Source organism: Vibrio sp. S12_S33 (genome assembly GCF_963889785.1).
Lineage (GTDB): Bacteria > Pseudomonadota > Gammaproteobacteria > Enterobacterales > Vibrionaceae > Vibrio > Vibrio aestuarianus.
This window is the reverse complement of record NZ_CAWPQZ010000001.1, coordinates 128952-154068: the sequence shown is the minus strand read 5'-3', so window position 1 is coordinate 154068 and position 25117 is coordinate 128952. Positions and strand designations below refer to the sequence as shown.

Annotated in this window: 20 protein-coding genes; 10 read left to right on the top strand and 10 right to left on the bottom strand. The window is 44.2% G+C overall.

Features of this window, described 5'->3' with window-relative positions:
- Nucleotides 1–412: 412 nt before the first annotated feature.
- From nagE to purF, 9 genes are all read left to right on the top strand, one after another.
- Nucleotides 413–1987, top strand: a complete 1575-nt coding sequence (gene nagE / locus AACW06_RS00610) for an N-acetylglucosamine-specific PTS transporter subunit IIBC (protein WP_192073571.1) — start codon at nt 413–415, stop codon at nt 1985–1987.
- A gap of 271 nt (nt 1988–2258) precedes the next feature.
- Complete coding sequence (glnS, locus tag AACW06_RS00605; protein WP_192073570.1) at nt 2259–3929, top strand: glutamine--tRNA ligase; 1671 nt, start codon at nt 2259–2261, stop codon at nt 3927–3929.
- Nucleotides 3930–4164: 235 nt separating this feature from the next.
- The gene (locus AACW06_RS00600) at nt 4165–8364 is read left to right on the top strand and encodes a FimV/HubP family polar landmark protein (protein ID WP_192073569.1); all 4200 of its coding nucleotides are present in this window, start codon (nt 4165–4167) and stop codon (nt 8362–8364) included.
- A 100-nt stretch (nt 8365–8464) separates the two neighbouring features.
- Nucleotides 8465–9259, top strand: a complete 795-nt coding sequence (gene truA / locus AACW06_RS00595) for a tRNA pseudouridine(38-40) synthase TruA (protein ID WP_192073568.1) — start codon at nt 8465–8467, stop codon at nt 9257–9259.
- Nucleotides 9260–9435: 176 nt separating this feature from the next.
- Nucleotides 9436–10362, top strand: a complete 927-nt coding sequence (accD, locus tag AACW06_RS00590) for an acetyl-CoA carboxylase, carboxyltransferase subunit beta (RefSeq protein WP_192073567.1) — start codon at nt 9436–9438, stop codon at nt 10360–10362.
- Nucleotides 10363–10406: 44 nt separating this feature from the next.
- Nucleotides 10407–11672: a bifunctional tetrahydrofolate synthase/dihydrofolate synthase gene (folC, locus tag AACW06_RS00585; RefSeq protein ID WP_192073566.1), complete on the top strand. Its 1266-nt coding sequence runs from the start codon at nt 10407–10409 to the stop codon at nt 11670–11672.
- Nucleotides 11673–12206, top strand: a complete 534-nt coding sequence (locus tag AACW06_RS00580; protein WP_192073565.1) for an SPOR domain-containing protein — start codon at nt 11673–11675, stop codon at nt 12204–12206.
- Nucleotides 12207–12268: 62 nt separating this feature from the next.
- Nucleotides 12269–12760 (top strand): CvpA family protein, encoded by a 492-nt coding sequence (locus AACW06_RS00575; RefSeq protein ID WP_192073564.1) that lies wholly within the window; start codon nt 12269–12271, stop codon nt 12758–12760.
- Nucleotides 12761–12793: 33 nt separating this feature from the next.
- The gene (purF, locus tag AACW06_RS00570; protein WP_192073563.1) at nt 12794–14308 is read left to right on the top strand and encodes an amidophosphoribosyltransferase; all 1515 of its coding nucleotides are present in this window, start codon (nt 12794–12796) and stop codon (nt 14306–14308) included.
- Between the two features lie 73 nt (nt 14309–14381).
- Here purF and AACW06_RS00565 read toward each other — a convergent pair whose 3' ends face one another.
- Both AACW06_RS00565 and rnt read right to left on the bottom strand, forming a co-directional pair.
- Complete coding sequence (locus AACW06_RS00565) at nt 14382–15707, bottom strand: Na+/H+ antiporter family protein (protein ID WP_053310223.1); 1326 nt, start codon at nt 15705–15707, stop codon at nt 14382–14384.
- Nucleotides 15708–15728: 21 nt separating this feature from the next.
- Complete coding sequence (gene rnt, locus AACW06_RS00560; protein WP_053310222.1) at nt 15729–16385, bottom strand: ribonuclease T; 657 nt, start codon at nt 16383–16385, stop codon at nt 15729–15731.
- Nucleotides 16386–16630: 245 nt separating this feature from the next.
- Here rnt and motY point away from each other — a divergent pair, with 245 nt between their 5' ends.
- Nucleotides 16631–17512 (top strand): flagellar protein MotY, encoded by an 882-nt coding sequence (gene motY, locus AACW06_RS00555; RefSeq protein WP_192073562.1) that lies wholly within the window; start codon nt 16631–16633, stop codon nt 17510–17512.
- 64 nt (nt 17513–17576) lie between these two features.
- Here motY and gloA read toward each other — a convergent pair whose 3' ends face one another.
- Genes gloA through rsxA form a run of 8 tightly spaced genes read right to left on the bottom strand, consistent with a single transcriptional unit; the run spans nt 17577 to nt 24663 of the window.
- A complete protein-coding gene (gene gloA / locus AACW06_RS00550) occupies nt 17577–17993 on the bottom strand; it encodes a lactoylglutathione lyase (RefSeq protein ID WP_168522881.1) in 417 nt (138 codons plus the stop codon).
- A gap of 28 nt (nt 17994–18021) precedes the next feature.
- Nucleotides 18022–18657 carry an endonuclease III gene (gene nth, locus AACW06_RS00545; RefSeq protein ID WP_171981097.1) on the bottom strand — a complete coding sequence of 212 codons (636 nt, stop codon included), beginning with the start codon at nt 18655–18657 and terminating at the stop codon, nt 18022–18024.
- A gap of 34 nt (nt 18658–18691) precedes the next feature.
- A complete protein-coding gene (locus tag AACW06_RS00540) occupies nt 18692–19384 on the bottom strand; it encodes an electron transport complex subunit E (RefSeq protein ID WP_192073561.1) in 693 nt (230 codons plus the stop codon).
- Nucleotides 19377–20015 (bottom strand): electron transport complex subunit RsxG, encoded by a 639-nt coding sequence (gene rsxG / locus AACW06_RS00535; RefSeq protein ID WP_192073560.1) that lies wholly within the window; start codon nt 20013–20015, stop codon nt 19377–19379. The genes AACW06_RS00540 and rsxG overlap by 8 nt, the downstream gene beginning before the upstream one ends.
- 8 nt (nt 20016–20023) lie before the next feature.
- Nucleotides 20024–21070 carry an electron transport complex subunit RsxD gene (rsxD, locus tag AACW06_RS00530; RefSeq protein WP_192073559.1) on the bottom strand — a complete coding sequence of 349 codons (1047 nt, stop codon included), beginning with the start codon at nt 21068–21070 and terminating at the stop codon, nt 20024–20026.
- Nucleotides 21070–23484 (bottom strand): electron transport complex subunit RsxC, encoded by a 2415-nt coding sequence (gene rsxC, locus AACW06_RS00525; RefSeq protein WP_192073558.1) that lies wholly within the window; start codon nt 23482–23484, stop codon nt 21070–21072. Before rsxC ends, rsxD begins: the two co-directional genes overlap by 1 nt.
- Before the next feature lie 8 nt (nt 23485–23492).
- Complete coding sequence (gene rsxB / locus AACW06_RS00520; protein ID WP_192073557.1) at nt 23493–24080, bottom strand: electron transport complex subunit RsxB; 588 nt, start codon at nt 24078–24080, stop codon at nt 23493–23495.
- A 1-nt stretch (nt 24081) separates the two neighbouring features.
- Nucleotides 24082–24663, bottom strand: coding sequence for an electron transport complex subunit RsxA (gene rsxA, locus AACW06_RS00515; protein WP_053310213.1), 582 nt, complete (start codon nt 24661–24663; stop codon nt 24082–24084).
- Between the last annotated feature and the right edge of the window lie 454 nt (nt 24664–25117).

Here is a 25117-nt window from a genome sequence, read left to right as displayed (position 1 = left end):
TCGGTGTCTTGGCTTATTTTTCTTACTTCAATTAGGTCGCGAATTATCTATTTAGCAAACGGCCATTAGTACATGGTGTTAATGTTAAGTGCTTGCTTTAACTGGAATGTTTTATTTATTTGTACAGTTTATCTCTGTGAGAAACCAGTTAATCCGAGTTCTTCATGCAGGCTCTTTAAGTCTTAAGCAAGCAAATATTATCGTTAATTTTTCATTTTTTTTAATTGTAAAATAAGTTTTATGATCTCGCTAGCAAAAACCTCGATATTTGACGGTTTGTGGTGACTATGATCACAAATGATAAGGTTTTAATTTGCGGGGCGAAATTAATTACATAAACTAAGTTTGACTAAATTGAGCGACTAAAATAAGTGGCTCGACCAAATAAAAAATCCTATAGGGGGAATTTAAAGTGAATATTCTTGGATATGCGCAAAAGTTAGGTAAAGCTCTTATGCTTCCTATTGCAACGCTTCCCGTTGCGGCGCTCTTACTACGTTTAGGTCAAGGTGACCTACTAGATATTCCATTCATGGCGCAAGCTGGTGGAGCAATCTTCAGTCAATTACCACTTCTATTTGGTCTTGGTATCGCAATTGGTCTGTCTAAAGACGGTCAAGGCGCTGCGGGCCTAGCTGGTGCAGTAGCATACTTCGTGCTAACAGCAACAGCAACAACAATCAATGCTGACATCAACATGTCATTCTTTGGTGGTATCATTGGTGGTATCATTGCTGGCCACTCTTACAACGCTTTCTACACAACCCGTCTCCCTGAGTGGTTGGCATTCTTCTCAGGTAAACGTTTAGTACCAATTATGGCGGGCCTGTTCGCTCTAATAGCTGGGGCGATTGCTGGTGTAGTATGGCCAAGCATTCAAGGCGGTCTTGACGCGCTTGCTCATGCAGTATCTACTTCGGGTGCTGTTGGTCAGTTTGTATACGGCACTCTTAACCGAGCACTAATCCCAGTAGGCCTACACCACGTACTAAACTCGTACTTCTGGTTCGGTATGGGTACATGTCAAGAAGTTCTAGTAACTGGTGCTCAAGCAGCTGGCCAAGCTTTACCTGCTCTGCAACAGCTTTGTGTAGACCCAGCTCTAGCTAAAACTCTTGTTATTGGTCAAGCTCACACATTTGAATTCGCTAACGCTGTCACTCCAGAAATCACTGCAACTGTTAAAGAAGTAACAGAAACAGTTAAGTCTGGTGATCTTCACCGTTACTTTGGTGGCGATAAAGGCGCTGGTATATTTATGAATGGCTTCTTCCCTGTGATGATGTTTGGTCTACCAGGCGCAGCGCTAGCAATGTACTTTGCAGCTCCAGTTGAAAAACGTAGCCAAGTTGGTGGTGTTCTGTTCTCAGTAGCTTTCTGTTCATTCCTAACAGGTATTACTGAGCCACTAGAGTTCATGTTTGTATTCCTAGCTCCAGCTCTATACGCATTACATGCTGTATTCACTGGTCTTGCTCTAGTGGTTGCAAACATGTTTGGCACGCTACACGGCTTTGGTTTCTCTGCGGGTCTAATTGACTTTATACTGAACTGGGGTCTTGCAACTAAGCCGGTAACTCTATTACTAATCGGTGTAGGATTCGGTGCTCTATACTTCTTCACTTTCAGCTTCGCTATCCGTGCGTTCAACCTAAAATCGCCAGGTCGTGAAGATGACGAAGATGAAGCTGCAACTGCTCCAACTGGTGACGCTAAAAGCGGTGACCTAGCGCGTCAATACCTTAAAGCTCTAGGTGGTCACGACAACCTAACCTCAATCGACGCTTGTATCACTCGTCTACGTCTTACTCTAAAAGATCGCTCTATTGCTGACGAAGTTGTGCTTAAGAAACTAGGCGCGAAAGGTGTTGTGAAACTAGGTGAGAACAACCTTCAAGTAATCCTTGGTCCTCTAGCTGAAATCGTTGCTGGCGAAATGAAAGCAATCGGTGCTAGTGAAGACCTATCTGATGTAAAACTTCCATAATGACCTTTGGTTAATTGGTAAGTGATGAAAGCCTCCTTCGGGGGGCTTTCTTGCGTTTAGGGATAAACAAAACGAATTCGATGAAAAGCTAACCAGCATTTGATTGTTATCAAGTTAAATGAGGGATTATTTGCGAATAAAGCTTAGGTTGTAGTTGTGCATTGGCAAATAATTGTGGATCATTAGCGGCAAACTTTCTGTTTCTGCGGCATTACTGCTTTCCCATACAGAAAAACTTTCTGACAATACTAATAATTTTGAGGTGCTATAGATGAGTGAAGCTGAGGCTCGTCCATCGAATTTTATTCGCCAAATCATTGATAAAGATTTAGCGGATGGTAAACACACAAGCGTGCATACTCGTTTCCCGCCAGAACCGAATGGCTATTTGCATATTGGTCATGCGAAATCTATCTGCTTAAACTTTGGTATTGCTCAAGACTATCTGGGACAGTGTAATCTACGTTTTGACGATACGAACCCAGAGAAAGAAGACGTTGAATACGTAGAGTCAATTAAAGAAGATGTTAGCTGGCTCGGTTTCCACTGGTCTGGCGATGTTTGTTATTCCTCAAACTATTTCGACCAACTTTACCAATACGCTATTGAGTTGATTCAAAAAGGCCTTGCTTATGTTGAAGAACTCAGCCCAGAGCAAATTCGTGAATATCGTGGTACGTTGACTCAACCAGGTAAACTTAGTCCATATCGTGATCGCAGTGTTGAAGAGAATTTAGCACTATTTGAAAAAATGCGCGCTGGTGGCTTTGAAGAAGGTAAGGCATGTTTACGTGCGAAGATCGATATGTCGTCATCATTCATGGTGATGCGTGATCCTGTTCTATACCGTGTTCGTTTTGCAGAGCACCACCAAACAGGTAATAAATGGTGCATTTATCCAATGTATGATTTTACTCACTGTATTTCTGATGCGCTGGAAGGTATTACACACTCTATCTGTACACTAGAGTTCCAAGATAACCGCCGCTTATACGATTGGGTACTAGAAAACATTACGATTGACTGTCGACCTCATCAATATGAATTTAGCCGTCTCAATCTTGAATACACAGTGATGTCTAAGCGTAAGCTTAATCAGTTAGTTACCGAAAAATTGGTTGCAGGGTGGGATGACCCGCGTATGCCAACCATTTCAGGCCTACGTCGTCGCGGTTTTACTTCTGCGTCAATTCGTGAGTTTTGTAAACGTATTGGTGTGACAAAACAAGAAAACATGATCGAATTTAGTTCTCTAGAGTCTTGTATTCGTGAAGATTTGAATGAAAATGCACCTCGTGCAATGGCCGTTCTTGACCCAGTAAAAGTGGTTGTTGAAAACTTTGATACCGATAAAGTGGAAACATTGACGCTTGCTAATCACCCAAATAAACCGGAAATGGGTGACCGCGAAGTACCCTTTACCCGTGAGTTGTGGATCGAGCGCGAAGACTTCCGTGAAGAAGGCAACAAAAAGTACAAGCGTTTAGTTCTAGGTAAAGAAGTTCGCTTACGGGGCGCTTATGTCATTAAGGCCGAGCGTGTTGAAAAAGATGAAGCAGGTAATATTACAACTATCTACTGTACCTACGACGTAGATACGTTAGGAAAAAACCCAGCCGATGGGCGTAAAGTGAAAGGTGTTATTCACTGGGTGTCTGCAGATAAAGGATTGCCAGCGGAAATTCGTCTGTACGATCGTTTATTCACAGTAGCCAACCCTGCCGCTGCCGACAATTTTGCAGAAACGATCAATCCGGATTCTCTCGTTAGTATCACAGGTTTCGTTGAACCAAGTTTAGCCAACGCAAAAGCAGAACAAGGTTTCCAGTTTGAACGTATGGGGTACTTTTGTGTTGATTCTAAAGATTCCGCAGCAGAAGCTTTAGTTTTCAACCGTACTGTTGGTTTGCGTGATACGTGGGCTAAAATCGATACAGAGTAACTTCAAGTCATGAAGTGTAAAGGTCAGCAAATGCTGGCCTTTTCTAGTTGTGCCCAGATAGCTTCTCGTTGTTTTGCCCGCTATGGCTCATTTGGTAGCAGTAAAATGTGTGAGATTCCTGCGATTATTGTGGTCGTGACACATTTTTTACCATACGTCCTATAGTTTTGCTGCTGTTATCCGATATATTTAACAGATCACCGTATTTTTTTCCAAGCACATAGCTGAGCCTTATATGCGTCAAATTATTCAGCGTCTTCTATTGCCGATAGCAATCGTTGCCGTGACTCAGATTTCTATCGTTAGTGCAGAGAGCATTCGCCTGATTGGGCCGAATGGCGAGATCCAGTCTTCTCCTCAATTTTCAGAAAATCTAGCCCAAACTCGTAACTTACAACAAGCTGATAATCAGCCATCGAAGTTTTTTGGACCGACTTTAGAAAGTGACACTTTGTGGTCAATTGCAACTCGTTTACGTCCATCAAACGTAGTGACGGTTCAACAAACATTATTCGCTATCTATCGCCTAAACCCGCAAGCGTTTGAAAATCAAAATATCCATAGTTTGATGCCTGGAAGTAATCTACGAATTCCATCGCTTGCCCAAATCCGAAGTTCATCGACCCAAGATGCGGTAAATGTGATGGTGGCCCATCAAGCCAAGTTGGATAATATTGGCTCGTCATCGGTTGTTGTAGCTCCGCCTGCACCTGCAACACCGGTGAAACCACCAGTAACAAATAATGTTGTGGCCGCAGTGGAGTCTCCAACGGTCAAACCTGCACTTGAAGCGCCTGTCACTTCGCCAGCAATAAAAACATTAGAAACACAAATTGTAGGCTCAGATGCTGAGTTAATGGCTCTAGAAGAAAAAAATCATAAGCTGCGCTTGATGCTAGCGGATGTGAAATCTGAGGTTGATGAGCTAAAAGGTGAATTGGGTGATGAGAACCGTATTCGCTCTGAAGTTGAAAAACTACTCGATGAAGAGCGCAGAAAAGCAGCCGAAGCACAAAAATTAGCTCCAAGTGCTCTAGAGCAATTGCTTTCAAATCCATGGTTAGTCGCGGCCTTAGCAATTATACCTGGTTTATTGATCGGTCTGATTGTGGTTATGTTATTAGGACGCCGTTCTAAAACGGAAGCTCAGCAAGAGGTAACGCCACCAATTCAAGAAAATATTTCCCCAATTACTGTTGGTGACCCTAACATCGAAGATATCGGCGATGACTTGATGTTAGACGATGATTTATTTGGCGAATCAGACGATAGTGAAAAGCTGTTTGGTGATGATATTGCATTTGATGATGAGACAGATCCTAACGCTGATAAAGAACCGGACATCTTTGCTGACCTAGAGGATAGCGATTTAGATTTCAATCTAGAAGGTGAGGATGATGAAGACCCATTCGCTAGTATTGGTGATGATGGTGATTTAGAAGAGCTGACCTCTAGTAGCAATGGCATCAGTGTCAGTGGCGATGAAAAAGCCGTTGGCCTAGATGAAATGGCTCGCGCGCTTGATGAAGCTTCGGTTGATTCTGCCGATGAGAGCGAATTTGATCTGTCTGATGAACATGCTATGTCTGATACAGATATTGAGGCGCTACTCAACGGGGATGGAGCAACGGAAGAGCTTGAAAGTGATACGTTGGATCAATCTTTGTTGGATGACCTGCTTGCTAGTACTGAACAAGATGATCACGATGACTTTGATTTCGACTCTTTACTGGATGACTCTGGCGATGATTTTAATCTCGACTCTGAGCAGTCAGATCCAATTAATACCGACTTTGGTATAAAAGATGCCGAGCTGGCTTCTGATAGTGAGTTAGACGATTTATTTGCCAATATAGAGGCAGAGGCCGATCTCGAACAACTAGAAGCTAGCGCAATTGATGATACAGCTCTGCTCGATGAATTACTGAATGAAGAAGATTCACCGCAAATTGATAGTAATAGTATTGATTTATTAGATGAGCTACTCGACGAGGAAGAAGACGAGAGCTTACCAGACCTCACTCAAAGTACTGACTTATTGGACGAACTTGTTGAAGCTGACAATAATCAGCAAGATACTGATGAGCCAGACTTTTCTAGTGCTAAAACCTTAGATGAACTATTAGGCGACACATCATCAGAAGATGAAGATGTTGATTTAAAGCTTGATGAAGAAAGCACCGACTTATTGGATGAATTGCTGTCAGATGATGATGGTTCTGAAACGCTTAAAATTGATGAAACTGCGATCTTAGATGAGTTAGCTGATAATGATGATATTGCCGTTGAAGATGGCACCGAATTGTTCGAAGAGTTGCTCGAAATTGAGCAGCATGCTCAGCAGGTTGAAGGTACGCAGGAAACTGAAGTAAGTAGTGAGCTAACCGGGAGGCAACCTGAAATAGAAGAGGCGGAGTTCAACCGCAATACTTTTATTGATGACATGCTAAATGTGGCTCCTGACAAGGATCCACTGCTTGATGACGGAGAAATAGAACGTAGCACCGCGGAGGATAGTCGCGACTTTTCTGAGGAAGTTGGTAGTGATGATGACTTTGATTTTAACCCTGAAATCGAAGGCAGCGATTACTTAGAACAGAAAAATCAACAACCATCTAGCGATACTCCATCGCTGGTAGACGCAAACAATGAGAATGTAGATGCTCCTGAAGCGGTCGCTAATGAATTTGGTATCCCGCAAGATGGTGATTGGGAGCTTGAGCAAGAGCCGCTTTCAGACGCGAATGCCGAGCTGGCCGAAGAAAGCTCAGAGCCAGTGGCACAAGAAACGTTTGAAGCGATTGATGATGAGTCACTGCCCGAGTTCAGCGAAAAAGAGGCGTTAGCCTCATTTGAACCAGAAAAGGTTAGTGAGCAAGAGCCAGTTGAAGAAGACTTGCTCGCTTCACTAGAAGCCGAATCGGTTGATGCCCCAGTTCAAGAGCAGGACGAAGCGCTTGATGAGCTGGAATTGCCGGAATACACCGAGCAAGACGCATTGGCTGACGCAGATGCCGAGCAGGCCGAAGAAAGCTTAGAGCCAGTGGCGCAAGAAACATTTGAAGCGATTGATGATGAGTCACTGCCCGAGTTCAGCGAAGAAGAGGCGTTAGCCTCATTTGAACCAGAAAAGGTTAATGAGCAAGAGCCGGTTGAAGAAGACGCGCTTGCTTCACTAGAAGCCGAGTCAGTTGATGTGCCAGTTCAAGAGCAGGACGAAGCGCTTGATGAGCTGGAATTGCGGGAATACACCGAGCAAGACGCATTGGCTGACGCAAATGCCGAGCAGGCCGAAGAAAGCTTAGAGCCAGTGGCGCAAGAAACATTTGAAGCGATTGATGATGAGTCACTACCCGAGTTCAGCGAAGAAGAGGCGTTAGCCTCATTCGAACCAGAAAAGGTTAATGAGCAAGAGCCGGTTGAAGAAGATGCGCTTGCTTCACTAGAAGCCGAATCGGTTGATGCCCCAGTTCAAGAGCAAGACGAAGCGCTTGATGAGCTGGAACTGCCGGAATACACCGAGCAAGACGCATTGGCTGACGCGGATGCCGAGCAGGCCGAAGAAAGTTCAGAGCCAGTGGCGCAAGAAACGTTTGAAGCGATTGATGACGAGTCACTGCCCGAGTTCAGCGAAGAAGAGGCGTTAGCCTCATTCGAACCAGAAAAGGTCAATGAACAACAGCAAGTTGAAGAAGATGCGCTAGCTTCGCTAGAAACTGAATCGATTGATGCTCCAGTTCAAGCACCAGAAAATAATAACCGTCATCAAGAGGCGAGCAGTGAACAATCGCAGTTGATTGCCAAAGATGAGTTTGATGAACGGGCTTTAAATGATTGGTTAAATGAAGACGATTCCTCTCAAGCGCCATTTTCATTTGAGAAACCACTAGACGCACTGACTATAGACAGTGCTGGTATGAATATCGATGCCATGCTTGAAATGGGTGGCGAAGATTGGAATGGTTTTAACTTAACGCCTGATCAGCAAGCCTCAATTCCTGATGGCGTTCCAGAAGAAGAACGTGAAGTTTGGAACCAGGATATTCAGACGGAAGAGCCCGAAATTCTTGAAGAGAATTGGGCAATGCAGGATGTGTTAGATGACTTTGATGCCAAGAAAAGTCAGTACATGACTATTGATGAGCTGATGGCACAAGTCGATGATGCCGAGCAAGGAGCGATTAGTCCAGAAGATGAAGCTCTCAAGCTTGATGTTGGCTTGAATGAATTCCCTGATGTGATTGGAAATATCGGTGATGTCGATGTCGATAGCGATTCCGAGGCGTCTGGAAAACTTGATTTAGCTAAAATATACATCGAAATGAATGATGAAAAAGGTGCAATAAAATTATTGGAAGAAGCGATTGTTGATGGTAATGACGATATTCGCCGAGAAGCAAAGACCTTGATTGATATCATCAATGGTCGAGTATAGGTGAGTTTGGAGGCAGCTTGATGATGCCTTTTGGCATCGATTAGAATTTTGTTGTCATTACTATTATACTGCCAACCCCATTTTTAAAGAGAATTGCATCATGAGAATCGCTTTAGGTGTCGAGTATAATGGTACTCAATACTTTGGTTGGCAGCGACAACGCGACGTTAAGAGTGTCCAAGAAGAGTTAGAAAAAGCACTTGCAGTTGTCGCAAATCACCCTATTGAAGTATTGTGTGCAGGTCGTACGGATGCTGGTGTTCATGGTACGGGACAAGTTGTTCATTTTGACACTAGCGCGAATCGAAAAATGGTGGCTTGGGTAATGGGCGCCAATGCCAACTTGCCAAAAGATATTGCCGTTCGGTGGTCTAAAGAGGTTTCTGAAGATTTCCATGCGAGGTTTACGGCCACGGCTCGCCGTTATCGTTATGTCATCTATAACCATGCGTATCGTCCAGCAATATTATCTTCTGGTGTTAGTCACTACCACGGTGATTTAGATGTTGAGAAGATGCAGCAAGCGGGTCAGTTCTTGCTGGGGGAAAATGATTTTACGTCTTTCAGGGCTGTTCATTGCCAGTCACGAAGCCCTTGGCGAAATATCATGCACTTAAATGTGACTCGTCATGGCCATTATGTGGTGATCGATATTAAGGCAAATGCTTTTGTGCACCACATGGTACGTAATATCACAGGCAGTTTGATCACTGTTGGGCGTGGAGAACAGGAACCTCAATGGATGAAGTGGTTGTTGGAAGCAAAAGATAGAAGACTGGCCGGAGCAACCGCAAAAGCTGCAGGTCTATATTTGGTCGATGTTGATTATCCAGAAGAATTTGGACTACCAAGAGAAACGATCGGCCCTCTATTTTTAGCCGATAATTTGAACTAATTAAGAGTAACTTACTCAAAAAAATGCAGTGGCGTGTGTGAGATTAAGAGTCAGAAAATAGGTACAACCAGTTTTTTGTCTACACTCAGCATTTTATATGTTCTAATCCTCACGCATAAATCCCAATTTTGTATTTCCCGCAATAACGCGGGAGAGTTAAGAATAAAAGGTCTTCCATGAGTTGGCTTGAAAAGATTTTAGAAAAAAGCAACATTGTAACTTCACGTAAAGCATCGATTCCTGAAGGTGTTTGGACTAAATGTACTTCTTGTGAACAAGTCCTTTACCACGCAGAGCTTGAACGTAATTTAGAAGTTTGTCCTAAATGTGATCATCACATGCGGATGAAAGCACGTCGTCGTTTGGAAACGTTTCTTGACGAAGGTAATCGTGTTGAGATCGGTGAGGAACTTGAGCCTCAAGATAAACTGAAATTTAAAGATTCAAAGCGTTACAAAGAGCGTATCTCTTCAGCACAAAAGAACAGTGGTGAAAAAGATGCACTTGTTGTGATGAAAGGTGAATTACTAGGTATACCTTTAGTTGCTTGTGCGTTTGAGTTTTCTTTCATGGGTGGTTCCATGGGCTCAGTTGTCGGAGCGCGCTTTGTTCGTGCTGTCGATGCGGCGATTGAAAACAACTGCGGCTTGGTCTGTTTTTCTGCTAGTGGTGGTGCGCGCATGCAAGAAGCGTTGATGTCATTGATGCAAATGGCAAAAACAAGTGCAGCACTTGAGCGTCTCTCTGATAAAGGTTTACCGTTTATTTCGGTAATGACCGACCCGACGATGGGTGGCGTTTCAGCGAGCCTAGCAATGCTTGGTGATATCAATATTGGTGAACCTAAAGCCTTGATCGGTTTTGCAGGTCGTCGAGTGATCGAGCAAACAGTTCGTGAAGACTTGCCAGAAGGCTTCCAACGCAGTGAGTTCTTACTTGAGCACGGTGCTATCGATATGATCGTTGACCGTCGTGAAATGCGTCAGCGTGTCGGTGGATTAATAGCGAAACTAACGAATCACAGCTCTCCGTTAGTGGTTTCTGTTAAGGATTCTCCTGTTGAAGCTGATTACTCTGTACCAGAAGCGAACGAAAAAGGGTAAAGTAGGCACTAACAAACTAACTGCTTAATGGTTAAAAACGTTAGATGACTCAGAACCTTATTCCTCAAGCCACATCCTCCCTAGCGGTGTGGCTTGATTATTTAGCTAATATTCACACATCAGCTATCGACCTTGGGTTGGATCGCGTTCAAGCGGTTGCCCAAAAAGCACACCTTACTAAACCTGCCCCAACTGTTATTACGGTTGCCGGAACCAACGGCAAAGGCTCGACATGTGCGATCATGGAAGCGATCTTGCTTGATGCAGGCTATCGTGTTGGCGTTTACAGCTCCCCACACCTTATTCGTTATAATGAAAGAGTACGTATTAACGGTCTTGAACTCAGTGACGAAAAACATGCCCAGAGCTTTTCCTTTATTGAAGAGCAGCGTGGTGAAATCAGCCTAAGTTTATTTGAATTTGGTACGTTAGCTGCATTGCGTCTTTTCCAGACGGAAAAGGTCGATGTGGTTTTGCTGGAAGTAGGGCTTGGTGGGCGATTAGATGCCACGAATGTGGTTGATCACGATGTTTCTATTATCACCAGCTTAGCAATTGATCATGTTGATTGGTTGGGCGACGATATTAATGTCATCGGTTATGAAAAAGCGGGCATCTACCGCAGTGGTAAGCCTGCTATTTGTGGTCAGCCAAAGCCACCAGCTACGGTTGCGGCACATGCCGATGATATTGGTGCACAACTTCACCAAGTCGGGATTCAATTTAGTTATGAATTGGTGTCTGACACGACTTGGAATTGGCGTAGTGGTCGATTTGAATTAACGCAATTGCCTGTACCAAGTTTGCCTCTACCCAATGCGGCAACAGCACTCATGGCGCTAGGTTGTACTGAGCTGGATCTTAGTGATGTTAATATTGTCAACGGTTTGAAGAATGTGACACTAGCTGGGCGTATGCAGACAATAAACGATGCGCCAACCATTGTTTTAGATGTGGCGCATAATCCTCATTCTGCACAATATCTGGCCGATCAGCTTCAACAACGATATGCGCAACGTACTATTCATATGGTTGTGGGTATGCTGCATGATAAAGATGTAGAATCGACATTAAAACAATTACAACCTATCAGTAGTGCTTGGTATCCTGCCTCATTAAGTGGTCCTAGAGCTGCAAAAGCTGAAGAGCTATGTAGGCACCTTGAACAATACGTAGGGCAATTTACCAATCCTGTGAGTGCATTTGAAGCAGCAATGACACAAGCCAAAGAGAATGATGTGATAGTAGTTGTCGGTTCATTTCATACTGTTGGCGAAGTATTAGAACACTGGCAGAACAAAGGAGTATAAATGGCAAGCAAGTTCCAAAGTCGGTTAGTGGGCACGATTATTTTAGTCGCAATCGGTGTGATTGTTCTTCCGGATGTATTGGATGGAAAGAAGACCCATTATAAAGAAGAGATTGCTAGCATTCCGATCAAACCTGACTTAGATAGTGATATGGAAGAATTCCAGATTCTTGACCCCGTGGAAGATCAAATCGCGTTGCCTGACTCGCCAGTTGAGGTCACTGAGCAGAGTGCCACCTCGGAAAGTAAGCCGTTACCGATTAAGGTAACAGAGCCTACTGAGAAAAACGACTATCAAGACAGCGCTTGGATCATTCAATTGATGGCTTTAAAGAATGCTGAAAATGCCAAAAATATGGTGATCGATCTGCAAAAACGCGGTTATCAAGCTCACACCAAACAAGAAAATGGTTTTACTCGGATCATTATTGGTCCAGATGTATCCAAAAGTAAGCTTGAGCGTCAACTCCTAGAACTGGAAAAAATTACCGGTGCGAAAGGTCAAATGCTCAAATTTAAACCACTAAACCCATAAGAAAACGTTTGCGTCGCGTTTTTTTCTGTTAAAATGCGCGCCAACTTAAGATGTAAGAACTCATGAATTGGTTAGATATTGTCATTTTAAGTGTGATCGGCCTATCGGCATTGATCAGTTTAGTTCGTGGCTTTGCTAAAGAAGCTTTGTCATTAGTGATATGGTTTGGTGCTTTTTTTATCGCCAGCCAGTACTACGCAAAACTTGCGGTGTATTTTACTAATATTAATGATGACATGTTTCGTAATGGCACAGCCATTGCAGCATTGTTTGTTGCAACACTCGTTGTTGGCGCGATCATCAATTATGTGATTGCTCAATTAGTACAAAAAACTGGGTTATCTGGAACCGATCGCATATTAGGTATTGTCTTTGGGGCATTGCGTGGTGTGTTGATTGTTTCTGCGGCCTTGTTTTTTATGGATGCGTTTACCGCATTCCCGAGTTCAGAGTGGTGGAAAGGGTCGCAATTGGTGCCGGAATTTAGCCGCATTATTGCTCCGTTCTTTGAGCACTTACAAGCAACATCAAGTTTTATATCTGGCGCGATTTAGCGCCAGTTATTGTCGCAAATCGAGGATTAGGACATGTGTGGTATTGTTGGAATCGTGGGTACAACGCCTGTAAACCAGTCTATTTATGACGCGTTAACGGTATTACAGCATCGTGGCCAAGATGCTGCTGGTATTTGTACCATAGAAAGCAATCGTTTTCGTCTGCGTAAGGCGAACGGTTTAGTAAAGGATGTCTTTGAAGCGAAACACATGCAGCGTCTTCAAGGAACGGTTGGAATAGGGCATGTACGTTATCCCACTGCAGGCAGCTCTAGCGCCTCTGAAGCTCAACCTTTCTACGTAAACTCTCCTTTCGGTATCACTCTTGCTCATAACGGTAACCTTACAAACGCTAATGAAGTTCGCCAAAAGCTGTTTGAAAAAGACCGCCGTCATATCAATACCACCTCTGACTCTGAAGTACTACTTAACGTACTAGCGCATGAAATTGACACCGTAAAAGGTAATGTTACGTCAGATGATGTATTCCGTGCCGTATCAAATGTACATCGCACCATTCGTGGAGCGTACGCAGTTGTGGCGATGATTATTGGTCATGGTTTTATTGCGTTTCGTGATCCGCATGGCATTCGTCCATTGTGCTTAGGTAAGCGTGAGCTTAATGGACGCACCGAATACATGGCTGCTTCTGAATCGGTAGCGCTTGATGCTGTTGGTTTCGATTTTGTGCGTGATATTGCTCCTGGTGAAGCGGTGTATGCGACGTTTGATGGTCAACTGTTTACTAAACAATGTGCCGATAATCCAACACTTAACCCATGTATTTTTGAATTCGTTTACTTTGCTCGTCCTGACTCGTTTATTGATAAAATTTCGGTTTACAGTGCGCGCGTTGAAATGGGTAAAAAATTGGGTGCGCGTATCAAAAATGAATATTCAGACCTTGATATTGATGTAGTCATTCCTATTCCAGAAACGTCATGTGATATCGCACTTCAAATTGCTCAGGCTATTGATATTCCATATCGTCAAGGCTTTGTAAAGAACCGCTATGTAGGTCGAACCTTCATCATGCCAGGTCAGCAACAGCGCAAAAAATCAGTGCGCCGTAAACTCAATGCAATACGTTCTGAATTTAAAGGCAAGAATGTATTGTTAGTTGATGATTCTATTGTTCGTGGTACTACATCAGAACAAATCATTGAGATGGCTCGAGACTCGGGGGCAAACAAAGTCTATATGGTTTCAGCCGCGCCTGAAATTCGTTTTCCAAATGTGTACGGAATCGATATGCCAAGTGCGAATGAGTTAATTGCTCATGGCCGCGATACCGACGAAATCTGTAAACAAATTGGGGCTGATGCGCTGATATTCCAAACCATTGAAGATCTTGTCGAAGCAGTGGGTCTTGGCAATCAAGATATCGCCAAGTTTGAGGCTTCAGTTTTTAATGGCGAATATGTAACCGGTGATATCGACCAGCAATACCTTGATTACCTTGAATCGATGCGTAACGATGATTCGAAAACCGTTCGAGAAATGCAGCAAGATCTTGCCAACTTGGAACTGCATAACGAAGGTGCGTAGTTTGGCGTTGTTAAAGGCTCAATAAAAAGGCTTCCGTGATGGAAGCCTTTTTTACATTCGTAGCTTATGCAGCTTATAAAACCATGGCGGCAAGCCAACCAAAAGCGATCAATGGAATATTGTAGTGAATAAAGGTCGGTACGACCGTTTCCCAAATATGCTCATGTTGGCCATCAGCATTTAAGCCTGATGTTGGACCTAACGTGGAGTCAGAGGCAGGAGAGCCCGCATCACCTAGCGCAGCCGCAGTGCCGACTAGCGCAATGGTTGCCATTGGTGAAAAACCAAATGCGATCGCAAGCGGTACATAAATAGTTGCAATAATTGGAATGGTTGAGAACGAAGAGCCAATCCCCATGGTAACTAATAGGCCAACCACGAGCATGAGCAGCGCCGCGAGAGCCTTGTTGTCACCAATAGTGGTGGATAGTGCTTCAACTAATGACTCAACACCGCCTGTTTGCTTCATTACGGCTGCAAACCCGGCTGCGGAAATCATAATAAAGCCGATCATCGCCATCATATGCACACCTTTGGTAAACACATCATGGGTTTCTTTCCACGCAATTACACCACCAAAAGTGAACACCATAAAGCCTGCCAGCGCGCCGATGATCATCGAACCCGTCGACAGTTGCGCGGCAAGGGCGGTCACAATTCCTAAGCCTGCAATAAAAATGTGCTTTTTGTTGATCGCAGTTGGTTCAGTATGAACAGTGGTGAGTTCCGTTTCTTTATACTCACGCGGTTTACGGTAAGTAAAGAAAATTGCGACCAATAAGCCAAAAATCATGCCCATTGCTGGGAATATCATCGCAACAGGCACTTGACTTGCTGTGACGCCTTCAAGCCCATTATCGCGCAGATTTTTGAGTAAGATGTTATTGAGAAAAATACCGCCAAAGCCAACAGGCAGTACCATATAAGGGGTGATTAAACCAAACGTTAACACACAAGCGACTAAACGACGGTCAAGTTTTAGTTTTGCAAAAACGCCTAGTAGAGGTGGAATTAAAATCGGGATAAAGGCGATATGAACAGGAATTACGTTTTGAGAGGACATGGTCACCAACACCAACGCAATTAATACGGCATATTTCAAACCAGTACTGGCTGCGCTGTTTTCTTTGCCGTGGATACGCTTGATAACGCTTTGAGCTAATAAATCAGTAATACCTGATTTGGAAATTGCTACCGCAAAAGTCCCTAACATAGCGTAGCTTAATGCGATGGTTGCACCACCACCTAGGCCACTTTCAAATGCAGAAACAGCGTCGTTTAAACTCATCCCTGCAACTAAACCACCGACTATCGCACTGAATGTCAGAGCAACCACGACATTCACACGCATCAGTGCTAATAGCAGCATGATACATACAGAAATTACTACAGGATTCATATTTTTCTCGGTTAGTTGTGTTTACTTATTATCATCTGATGGTTCAATAAGTGGCCAGCCTCCTAAGGCTTTCCATTTATTGACGATGCCACAAAAAAGTTCGGCTGTTTTTTGGGTATCGTAGAGCGCTGAATGCGCTTCTTTGTTGTCAAAATCCATCCCCGCAGATTTACACGCTTTGGCTAGCACGGTTTGGCCATAAGCCAAACCACTGAGAGCGGCAGTATCAAATGTTGCAAAGGGGTGGAAAGGAACTCGTTTTAGCTTACAACGTTCGCTGGCGGCCATGACAAAATTAAGATCAAAAGTCGCGTTATGTGCCACCATAATGGCACGGCTACAATCATTATCTTTCTGTTCTTTGCGCACTAATTTATAAATTTCTTTGAGCGCTTCAGACTCACTTACAGCACCGCGTAAAGGGCTAAAAGGGTCTCGAATGCCATTAAATTCGAGCGCTTCTTTTTCAAGGTTGGCACCTTCAAAAGGCTCTACATGAAAATGAATCGTCGATGCTGGGTGGAGGTCGCCATGTTCATCCATACGTAATGTAATGGCGCAAATCTCTAATAGCGCATCGGTTTTTGCATTGAAACCGGCCGTTTCTACATCAATAACGACGGGGAAATAACCACGAAAACGTTTTTTCAATGTCAATGCTTCATTTATGTCAGTCATGCTAGTTCTTGTTTGTGTGACAGGGCTGGCATTATTGCAGATTCTCTCTACGATAAAAACCGAACATGTGAATAAAAAGCCATTTATCTGAGGAGGATTTGCATACGTTACTGCCACACTGAACACTTCTAGTTGCTCGGATGTGATAATTAGTGTGGCTAGATTTTTGCATAACTTGATACAATAAAAAACCAAGTGGCAATTGACCGCCACTATTGCAGTACCGCTCGGAGAATACAGCCATTATGAATAAATGGGTTATCGCTACTATTTTTACTACATTCGCTTTAAATTCTGTTGCGACATTTGCGATGGAAAAGCGTTATGTGGCAACGCCGCAGCAGTCTACGTGGCAAATGGTGGCTAATACACCACTGGAATGTCGTTTAGTACATCCTATCCCTAATTATGGTGATGCCGAGTTCTCTTCACGAGCAAACAAAAAGATAAATCTCAATTTTGAACTAAAAATGCGTCGCCCAATGGGTGAAACCCGTAATGTGAGTTTAGTTTCATTACCACCAAGTTGGCGTCCGGGAGAAAGTGCTGATCGTATTACGACATTGCAATTTTTTAAGCAGTTTGATGGCTATATTGGTGGGCAAACCGCGTGGAGTTTACTCAGTGAATTAGAGAAAGGACGTTACCCGACGTTTAGTTATCAAGATTGGCAAAGCAGAGATCAGCGCATCGAAGTAGCACTATCATCAGTGCTGTTCCAAGAAAAATACAATATCTTTAGCGATTGTGTGAGCAATTTGCTGCCGTACAGCTTTGAAGATATTTCCTTTACGATTTTGCATTACGACCGTGATAACGTACAACTCAATAAAGCATCGCAAAAACGACTCGCGCAAATTGCAGAATATATCCGTTATAACCAAGACATCGACTTAGTTTTGGTTTCAACCTATACCGATTCAGTGGATAGTAAGAGTGTAAGCCAAGATCTCTCAGAACGTCGAGCTGAAGTCTTAAGGGATTACTTCAAATCATTAGGTTTACCTGAAGACCGCATTCAAGTGCAAGGTTATGGTAAGCGCAGACCAATCGCTGATAATGCATCACCAATCGGAAAAGATAAAAACCGAAGAGTGGTTATCTCATTGGGACGAACACAGATCTAATCAAGCTCAATAGATATAGAAAAAGCAGCAATGGCTGCTTTTTCTATATCTAGTTTATGCTTTATTAGCCTTCTAATCCCGCTGAAGCTTGCTTGTTTTGAATAAGTTCAATCATGTAGCCGTCAGGGTCTTTTATAAAAGCGATGTGGGTCGTACCGCCTTTTACTGGCCCTGCTTCACGAGTGACATTACCGCCAGCCGCTTTAATCGCGTCACAGGTTGTGTAGACATCTTCGACACCAATGGCTATGTGGCCAAATGCATTGCCAAGGTCATAGCTGGTGGTGCCCCAGTTATAGGTCAGTTCTATCACAGCGCCTTGTGACTCATCACCATAACCCAGGAACGCTAATGTGTATTTATACTCAGTATTTTCATTGGTACGCAGTAACTGCATACCCATAACTTTGGTGTAAAACTCGATGGATTTATCTAAATCACCGACGCGTAGCATAGTGTGCAAAATACGACTATTTGACATGATGGGCTCCTAGCTTCTTGGCAAATTTTTATAGTTCAGTTTTTTCTTTGTATTCACAAAGGTCTTCAATAATACAGCTACCGCAACGGGGCTTTCTTGCCACGCAGGTGTAGCGACCATGAAGAATCAACCAATGGTGAACGTCAATTTTGAATTCTTTAGGGACGACTTTTAGCAGTTTTTGCTCAACGTCATCAACGTTTTTACCAACTGCAAATTTGGTACGATTCGAAACACGGAAAATATGTGTATCTACCGCGATAGTCGGCCAGCCGAAAGCGGTGTTGAGGACGACATTTGCCGTTTTCCGCCCGACACCGGGGAGCGATTCTAATGCTTCTCGATTCTCAGGAACCTCACCATGATAGTGGTCGAGTAAAATTCGACAGGTTTTAATCACATTTTCAGCTTTGGAGTTAAATAACCCAATGGTTTTTATATACTCTTTCAGTCCCTCAACACCCAAATCGAAAATAGCCTGTGGGGTGTTGGCAATTGGGTAGAGCTTGTCCGTTGCTTTGTTGACGCTGACATCCGTCGCTTGAGCGGAAAGCAATACTGAAATAAGCAGCTCAAAAGGTGTTGTCCATTTTAGCTCGGTTTCCGGTTTGGGGTTGTTTTCCCTTAAGCGTTCGAGAATCTCGACTCGTTTGCTATTGTTCATCGTGCTGGCTGCTTCCTTTGTATTTTGACTTATATTAGGCGTTGGTCACACGTGCTCGTTCTATGGTTGGCTTTTGTTCTTTTGGCTGGCGAGCAGCAATATTACTATCGATAATGTTTTTAGCCGCAATCAAAAAACCGACCCCAATAAACGCACCAGGTGGAAGCAGGGCAAGCAAGAAGCTGTTATCAAAATGGAATATTTCGATACGCAGTACGGTCGCCCAATCTCCTAGCAATAAATCGGCGCCATCAAACAGTGTGCCATTGCCAATCACTTCGCGCATTGCACCTAGAACCACTAAAATAGTGGTCATACCCATACCCATCCAAAATCCATCTTGAGCAGAAGGTAATACTGCATTTTTTGATGCAAATGCTTCAGCGCGGCCAATGATGATGCAGTTGGTTACAATGAGAGGAATGAAGATCCCAAGCGAGAGATACAAGCCGTAAGCGTAAGCGTTCATCAACAATTGCACGCAGGTAACCAGTGCGGCGATGATCATCACAAAGACGGGGATACGGACTTCTTTTGGTACGCAATCTCTAACCAAAGAGATAGTGACATTAGAGCACACCAGAACCAATAAGGTTGCGATGCCCAAACCTAAGGCATTGGTCACGGTTGACGATACGGCAAGCAATGGACATAACCCAAGTTGCTGTACTAACGCTGGGTTGTTGCTCCACATACCATTTTTAATTAGCGTTTTGTGGTCAGTCATCGTTGGCTCCTTGGCAGTCAAAAGGTTGAGCTAATAACTGTTCACGGTTGTTGTTAACAAAAACAACCGTATTTTTCACTGCTTTCACTACCGCTCTTGGTGTGATAGTTGCGCCAGTGAACTGGTCAAATTGTCCGCCATCTTTGCGCACCTTCCAAGTATCCAGATTCTGTGCAGTCACTTGTTTGCCTGTGAAATTCAATATCCAGTCTGTGACACGCAGGTCTATTTTATCACCCAGCCCCGGAGTTTCTTGATGCGCTAAAACTCGCGTGCCAGTGATCGTTCCATCTTGTTGGATACCTATAATGATTTTTATTGCACCGTTATAGCCATCAGGTGCGATTGCTTCAATCGCTAACGCGCTCGGCTGACCGTTGAGCGTTGCAATATAAGCATGCATCTGCTGCTCAGTTCCTAGTGCTGGGTCTTTAATCAGTGTGCAGGATTTATATAGCTCATTATCATGTGCATCATGAGCAATGACTTGGTTGAGGATCGACTGCAACTGCGCTTGCTCTTGTCTGCTTATTTGCTCTTCAGTGAGATACTGAGTTAAGGCTACAACGCCTGTCGAAGCACAAGCAAAGATAGCAAGGATCAAACCGTTTTTACGAATGGTGGTTAACATAGTGCTCCTTAATGACCATAAGCACGAGGTTTAGTGTAGTAGTCGATCAACGGTACACACATGTTTGCTAGCAATACGGCAAAGGCAACTCCATCGGGAAAACCACCCCAACTGCGAATAACAAAGACCATCATGCCAATGAATGCACCGTAAATAAGACGACCTTTTACTGTGGTCGAGGCGGTGACAGGATCGGTGGCGATAAAGAATGCCCCCAACATTGTTGCACCAGAAAGTAAATGAATCAGCGGTGATGCTGTTGTTCCTGGAGCAATAAGTTGAGTGATAAGGCTGGCAAACAGCAAACCACCCAGCACAGCAACAGGAATATGCCAATTAATGACTCGCAGCTTTATTAGTAGTAGTCCACCGGCTAGATAGGCGAGGTTGACCCATTCCCAACCAATACCCGCTAAGCCACTAAATTGTGGATGCGTCATGGCTTCAGACACAGTTTGACCTGCGCGTAGTGATGTTTTTACCGAATCTAGTGGTGTTGCCATAGTAACGCCATCAATGCCGGTTCGAATTTGTTGTAGTGAAAGCCCTTCAATATTAAAGCCGCTAAAAATGAGTGAAAATGCATCACTAAATGAAATGGGCTCTGGTGCCAATGCGTTCGGTGCTATCCAACTGGTCATCTGTACTGGAAATGAGATCAGCAAAACCACATAAGCAACCATTGCTGGGTTGAAGGGGTTTTGTCCGATTCCGCCATATAGATGCTTTGCGATCACAATGGCAAAAAGCAGACCAATAAACAGCACCCACCAAGGTGACATCGGAGGAATGGCAATAGCTAACAACCATGCGGTGACCAATGCGCTGTAATCACTCAGCGAGCGAGTTGGGTTGCGTTTGCGCAGCAGCATTACTCCGGCTTCAAGTGATAAAGCAATCACAATGGCCAATATGAGCTGAATAATAGTGCCCCAACCGAAGAAATAACTTTGTGCAATCAGTCCAGGGATAGCGCACAAAGCTACCCACTTCATCAAGTCTGAGGTGCTGCGCTTACTGTGCACGTGGGGGGAGCTGGCAATAAAAAAGGCCACTACTCATTCTCCTCATTGTTTTCATTAACTTGTTTTTGTTGTTGGGCTTTACGTGCTTTAGCACGCGCAATGGCCGCTGCCACCGCGGCTTTTTTGGGGTCGTCTTGCTCAGCCGGTTCCACTGGTGTTTGAGTGTGTGACGGCTCTGTTTGTTGCTCGGCTTTACGCGCTTTAGCACGCGCAATGGCCGCCGCCACCGCGACTTTTTTCGGGTCGTCTTGCTCAGTTGGTTCCACTGGTGTTTGAGTGTGTGACGGCTCTGTTTGTTGCTCGACTTTACGCGCTTTAGCACGCGCAATGGCCGCCGCTACCGCGGCTTTTTTGGGGTCGTTTTGCTCAGTTGGTTCCACTGGTGTTTGAGTGTGTGACGGCTCTGTTTGTTGCTCGGCTTTGCGTGCTTTAGCTCGTGCTATGGCCGCAGCTACCGCGGCTTTTTTGGGGTCGTCTTGCTCAGTTGGTTCCACTGGTGTTTGAGTGTGTGACGGCTCTGTTTGTTGCTCGGCTTTGCGTGCTTTAGCACGCGCAATGGCCGCCGCCACTGCGGCTTTTTTGGGGTCGTCTTGCTCAGCCGGTTCCACTGGTGTTTGAGTGTGTGACGGCTCTGTTTGTTGCTCGGCTTTACGCGCTTTAGCACGCGCAATGGCCGCCGCCACTGCCGATTTTTTATCCGTAGTGTCAGTAACCACAGGCTCTCCGGCACCGCTCGATTGCGCTTTTCGCTCTCTTGCTTGGCGTTTTCGCTCTTCTCGGAGCTTTATCATTTCAGAATTATCAGGTTGCGTTTCGCCTGCTTGAAGTGCTTGCGCCTGTTTAGCTTTTGCTCTGGCTATAGCGGCTGCCACTGCAGGTTTAACGTCAGGTGAATCCTTAGTTTCAGCTTGGGCTTTTTGTGCTTTAACGCGTGCGATAGCTGCAGCAACAGCATCATCACCACCTGTTTTTTTCATCTCTTGACGGCGTTCATCAGCGGCTTTCTTAAAGCGATTTTCACGCTCAGCTTTATCTCTTTCTAAGCGTGCTTTTTTCTCTTCAAAGCGTAGCTTGGCACGCTCTGCTGCTTCAGCTTCTTGCTTACGTGTTTTTATTTCCGCTTTTGCTTGACGATAATACTGCACCAAAGGAATTTCACTAGGGCACACATAAGCGCATGCACCACACTCAATACAGTCCTGTAGATGCAGTTCTTCACACTTGTCATATTCTTGTGCTTTTGCATGCCATTGTAGTTGTTGGGGGAGTAATGATGCGGGACAAACTTCAGCACATTGCCCACAGCGAATACATTCCATTTCGTGTTGTGACGATGCAATTTCTTTACGTGTAGGAGCAAGAATACAGTTGGTTGTTTTGGTGATGGGCACCTGAGAGTGAGGCAAGGTAAAGCCCATCATTGGGCCACCCATAATCAACCGAGACAGTTTTTTATCTGCGGTATAACCAAACTGTTCCAGTAAATGTTGCACGGAAGTGCCTAGCAATACCCATACATTACGAGGTTGCTTGAACGTCTTGCCAGTTAGTGTTACCACCCGGTTGATTAACGGCTCACCGTTAATTACAGCACGCTTAATAGCATAAATTGACCCAACATTTTGCACCATAAGTCCGATATCTGCTGGAATTTTCCCGACGGGAACTTCTTGGTTAGTCAGCAGCTTAATCAGCTGCTTTTCGCCACCAGACGGGTATTTAGTTGGGATAACGCGGATCACGATGTTTTTATTAGTAGCCGCTTTTTCTAATGCTCGAATTGCTTCGGGTTTGTTATCTTCAATACCAATGATGGTCAATTTTGGTTTGAGTATGTGTTCAACGATGCTAATGCCTAGGATGATTTCTTCTGCATGTTGCTGCATCAAAACGTCATCGGCGGTAATGTAAGGTTCACACTCGGCCGCATTAATGATCAGTATTTCTGTACGAGCCAAGCCCGATTGTATTTTTTTAGCTGTTGGGAAACCTGCGCCACCTAGCCCTGAAATACCCGCTTGGCGAATCACTTCAATCAGTTGTTCTGGTGTCTTCTGTTGGTAATCAGCTATAGGAGTGCGCGCGATCCATTCATCTTGTTGGTCTGCTGTTATGACGATACACATTTCGCTCAGCCCTGAAGGGTGTGCGGTAGTACGTGGTTCAATTGCAGAAATTGTTCCCGAGGTAGGAGCATGCACAGGCAGCATGAAGGTTGATGTATACTGGGTTAAAGGTTGTCCTTTTAGTACACGCTCACCAACCGTTACCAATAAATTACCTGCGCGGCCAATATGTTGCTTTAAAGGCAACACGATTTCGTTGGGAATGGATGCGTCAATCAATGGTGTTTGGTTTGATTGACGTTTATTTTCTGGTGGGTGAATGCCGCCAGGAAAATTCCAAAGCGCACCCGTTCTAATTTGTTCAATTAATGGCAACATACCAGTCCTTAATTCACGCTTTTCTGCGATTGAGATGCAGAATCGGTAACATCAACAACAGGAATGGCGTTCATTTGCCACTTCCAAGTATCGGTGGTTTGTTCTAATGGAATCATTTCAATACAGTCAGTTGGACAAGGCGCAACACAAAGGTCACAACCAGTACATTCCGATTTTATAACGGTATGCAGTGCTTTAGTGCCGCCGACAATCGCATCCACAGGGCAAGCTTGAATGCATTTTGTGCAGCCGATGCACATATCTTCATGAATAAATGCTACGGTCTTCACTTTATTATCAAGGTCGTGGGCTGACTCTTCTGCTTCGACGCCCATTAAATCGGCCAGTTTTTCGATGGTTGCCTGGCCACCTGGTGGGCATTTATTGATTTTGTCTCCGCCAGCGATGGCTTCTGCGTAAGGACGACAACCTGGGTATCCACATTGCCCGCATTGAGTTTGCGGTAAAATAGCGTCAATTTGATCGACGATAGGGTCTGCTTCCACTTTAAAGCGGATAGAAGCAAAGCCCAAAATAGCACCAAAAATGGCGGCTAGAGCAGCAAGCGCAAGAACAGCGATTAGTATCGTACTCATATTACAGTTTCACTAACCCCGTAAAGCCCATAAAAGCAAGAGACATAAGACCTGCGGTGATCATCGCGATAGAGGCCCCTTTAAAAGGCGTGGGTACATCGGCCACGCTGATGCGTTCACGCATTGAGGCAAACAGAATCAATACCAATGAAAACCCGACGGCAGCACCAAACCCATAAATAATGGACTGAATAAAATTGTGGTTCTCGTTGATATTGAGCAGAGCCACACCCAAAACAGCGCAGTTAGTTGTGATCAAAGGAAGAAAAATACCAAGTAGGCGATACAACGTTGGGCTGGTTTTGTGTACCACCATTTCGGTAAATTGCACCACCACTGCAATAACTAAGATAAAGCTCATCGTGCGCAGGTATTCAATGCCTAATGGGTGGAGTATGTAGTTTTCAACTAGGTAGGCACACACAGAGGCTAAGGTTAGAACGAATGTCGTCGCCAACCCCATGCCTATTGCCGTTTCTAGTTTTTTTGAGACACCCATAAAAGGGCAAAGCCCCAAAAACTTTACCAGTACAAAGTTGTTGACCAGTACTGTGCCAACTAACAACAAAAAATATTCGGTCATAGTTATATCAATCTTAAATTCCGATCCGGTCATTATCGTGCTTTGCAAGGGTAATAACAACCAAGGAAAGATAAGGTTTTAGATTGTTGGTGGGATTTTGTTCATTAATGAGTGGGAAGTTATGGACTGAGAGTTATTCCCCCCCTTTCCCCCAAGGCTTTGTTGCAGCCGAGGCATTTATTAGAGATGAATGATATCGAGAGCAGTGGAATGCTAAGTTACCAGTATCAATCTTCTTATGCTGATCAACAGGATCCCGATGAATAGCCAACAAGGCTATGACGTACAGGGTTATATTTCCTAATTCCTGATTGAAAAATTTGTCGCTAATGCCAGTAAGTTTTACATGCCTCATTAAGTCTCGGTACTCATGCTGCACATCGTTGCCCAAAAGCCAAAACCCTTTTAATAATCTAACCTTTGTAGTTCGGGAACCTTGTTATTCCAAAGTGAT

Coding starts and splice junctions, on each gene's coding strand:
- glnS (WP_192073570.1), top strand. CDS start 2,259: ATGAGTGAAGCTGAGGCTCGTCCATCGAATTTTATTCGCCAAATCATT.
- AACW06_RS00600 (WP_192073569.1), top strand. CDS start 4,165: ATGCGTCAAATTATTCAGCGTCTTCTATTGCCGATAGCAATCGTTGCC.
- truA (WP_192073568.1), top strand. CDS start 8,465: ATGAGAATCGCTTTAGGTGTCGAGTATAATGGTACTCAATACTTTGGT.
- accD (WP_192073567.1), top strand. CDS start 9,436: ATGAGTTGGCTTGAAAAGATTTTAGAAAAAAGCAACATTGTAACTTCA.
- folC (WP_192073566.1), top strand. CDS start 10,407: ATGACTCAGAACCTTATTCCTCAAGCCACATCCTCCCTAGCGGTGTGG.
- AACW06_RS00580 (WP_192073565.1), top strand. CDS start 11,673: ATGGCAAGCAAGTTCCAAAGTCGGTTAGTGGGCACGATTATTTTAGTC.
- AACW06_RS00575 (WP_192073564.1), top strand. CDS start 12,269: ATGAATTGGTTAGATATTGTCATTTTAAGTGTGATCGGCCTATCGGCA.
- purF (WP_192073563.1), top strand. CDS start 12,794: ATGTGTGGTATTGTTGGAATCGTGGGTACAACGCCTGTAAACCAGTCT.
- AACW06_RS00565 (WP_053310223.1), bottom strand. CDS start 15,707: ATGAATCCTGTAGTAATTTCTGTATGTATCATGCTGCTATTAGCACTG.
- rnt (WP_053310222.1), bottom strand. CDS start 16,385: ATGACTGACATAAATGAAGCATTGACATTGAAAAAACGTTTTCGTGGT.
- motY (WP_192073562.1), top strand. CDS start 16,631: ATGAATAAATGGGTTATCGCTACTATTTTTACTACATTCGCTTTAAAT.
- gloA (WP_168522881.1), bottom strand. CDS start 17,993: ATGTCAAATAGTCGTATTTTGCACACTATGCTACGCGTCGGTGATTTA.
- nth (WP_171981097.1), bottom strand. CDS start 18,657: ATGAACAATAGCAAACGAGTCGAGATTCTCGAACGCTTAAGGGAAAAC.
- AACW06_RS00540 (WP_192073561.1), bottom strand. CDS start 19,384: ATGACTGACCACAAAACGCTAATTAAAAATGGTATGTGGAGCAACAAC.
- rsxG (WP_192073560.1), bottom strand. CDS start 20,015: ATGTTAACCACCATTCGTAAAAACGGTTTGATCCTTGCTATCTTTGCT.
- rsxC (WP_192073558.1), bottom strand. CDS start 23,484: ATGTTGCCATTAATTGAACAAATTAGAACGGGTGCGCTTTGGAATTTT.
- rsxB (WP_192073557.1), bottom strand. CDS start 24,080: ATGAGTACGATACTAATCGCTGTTCTTGCGCTTGCTGCTCTAGCCGCC.
- rsxA (WP_053310213.1), bottom strand. CDS start 24,663: ATGACCGAATATTTTTTGTTGTTAGTTGGCACAGTACTGGTCAACAAC.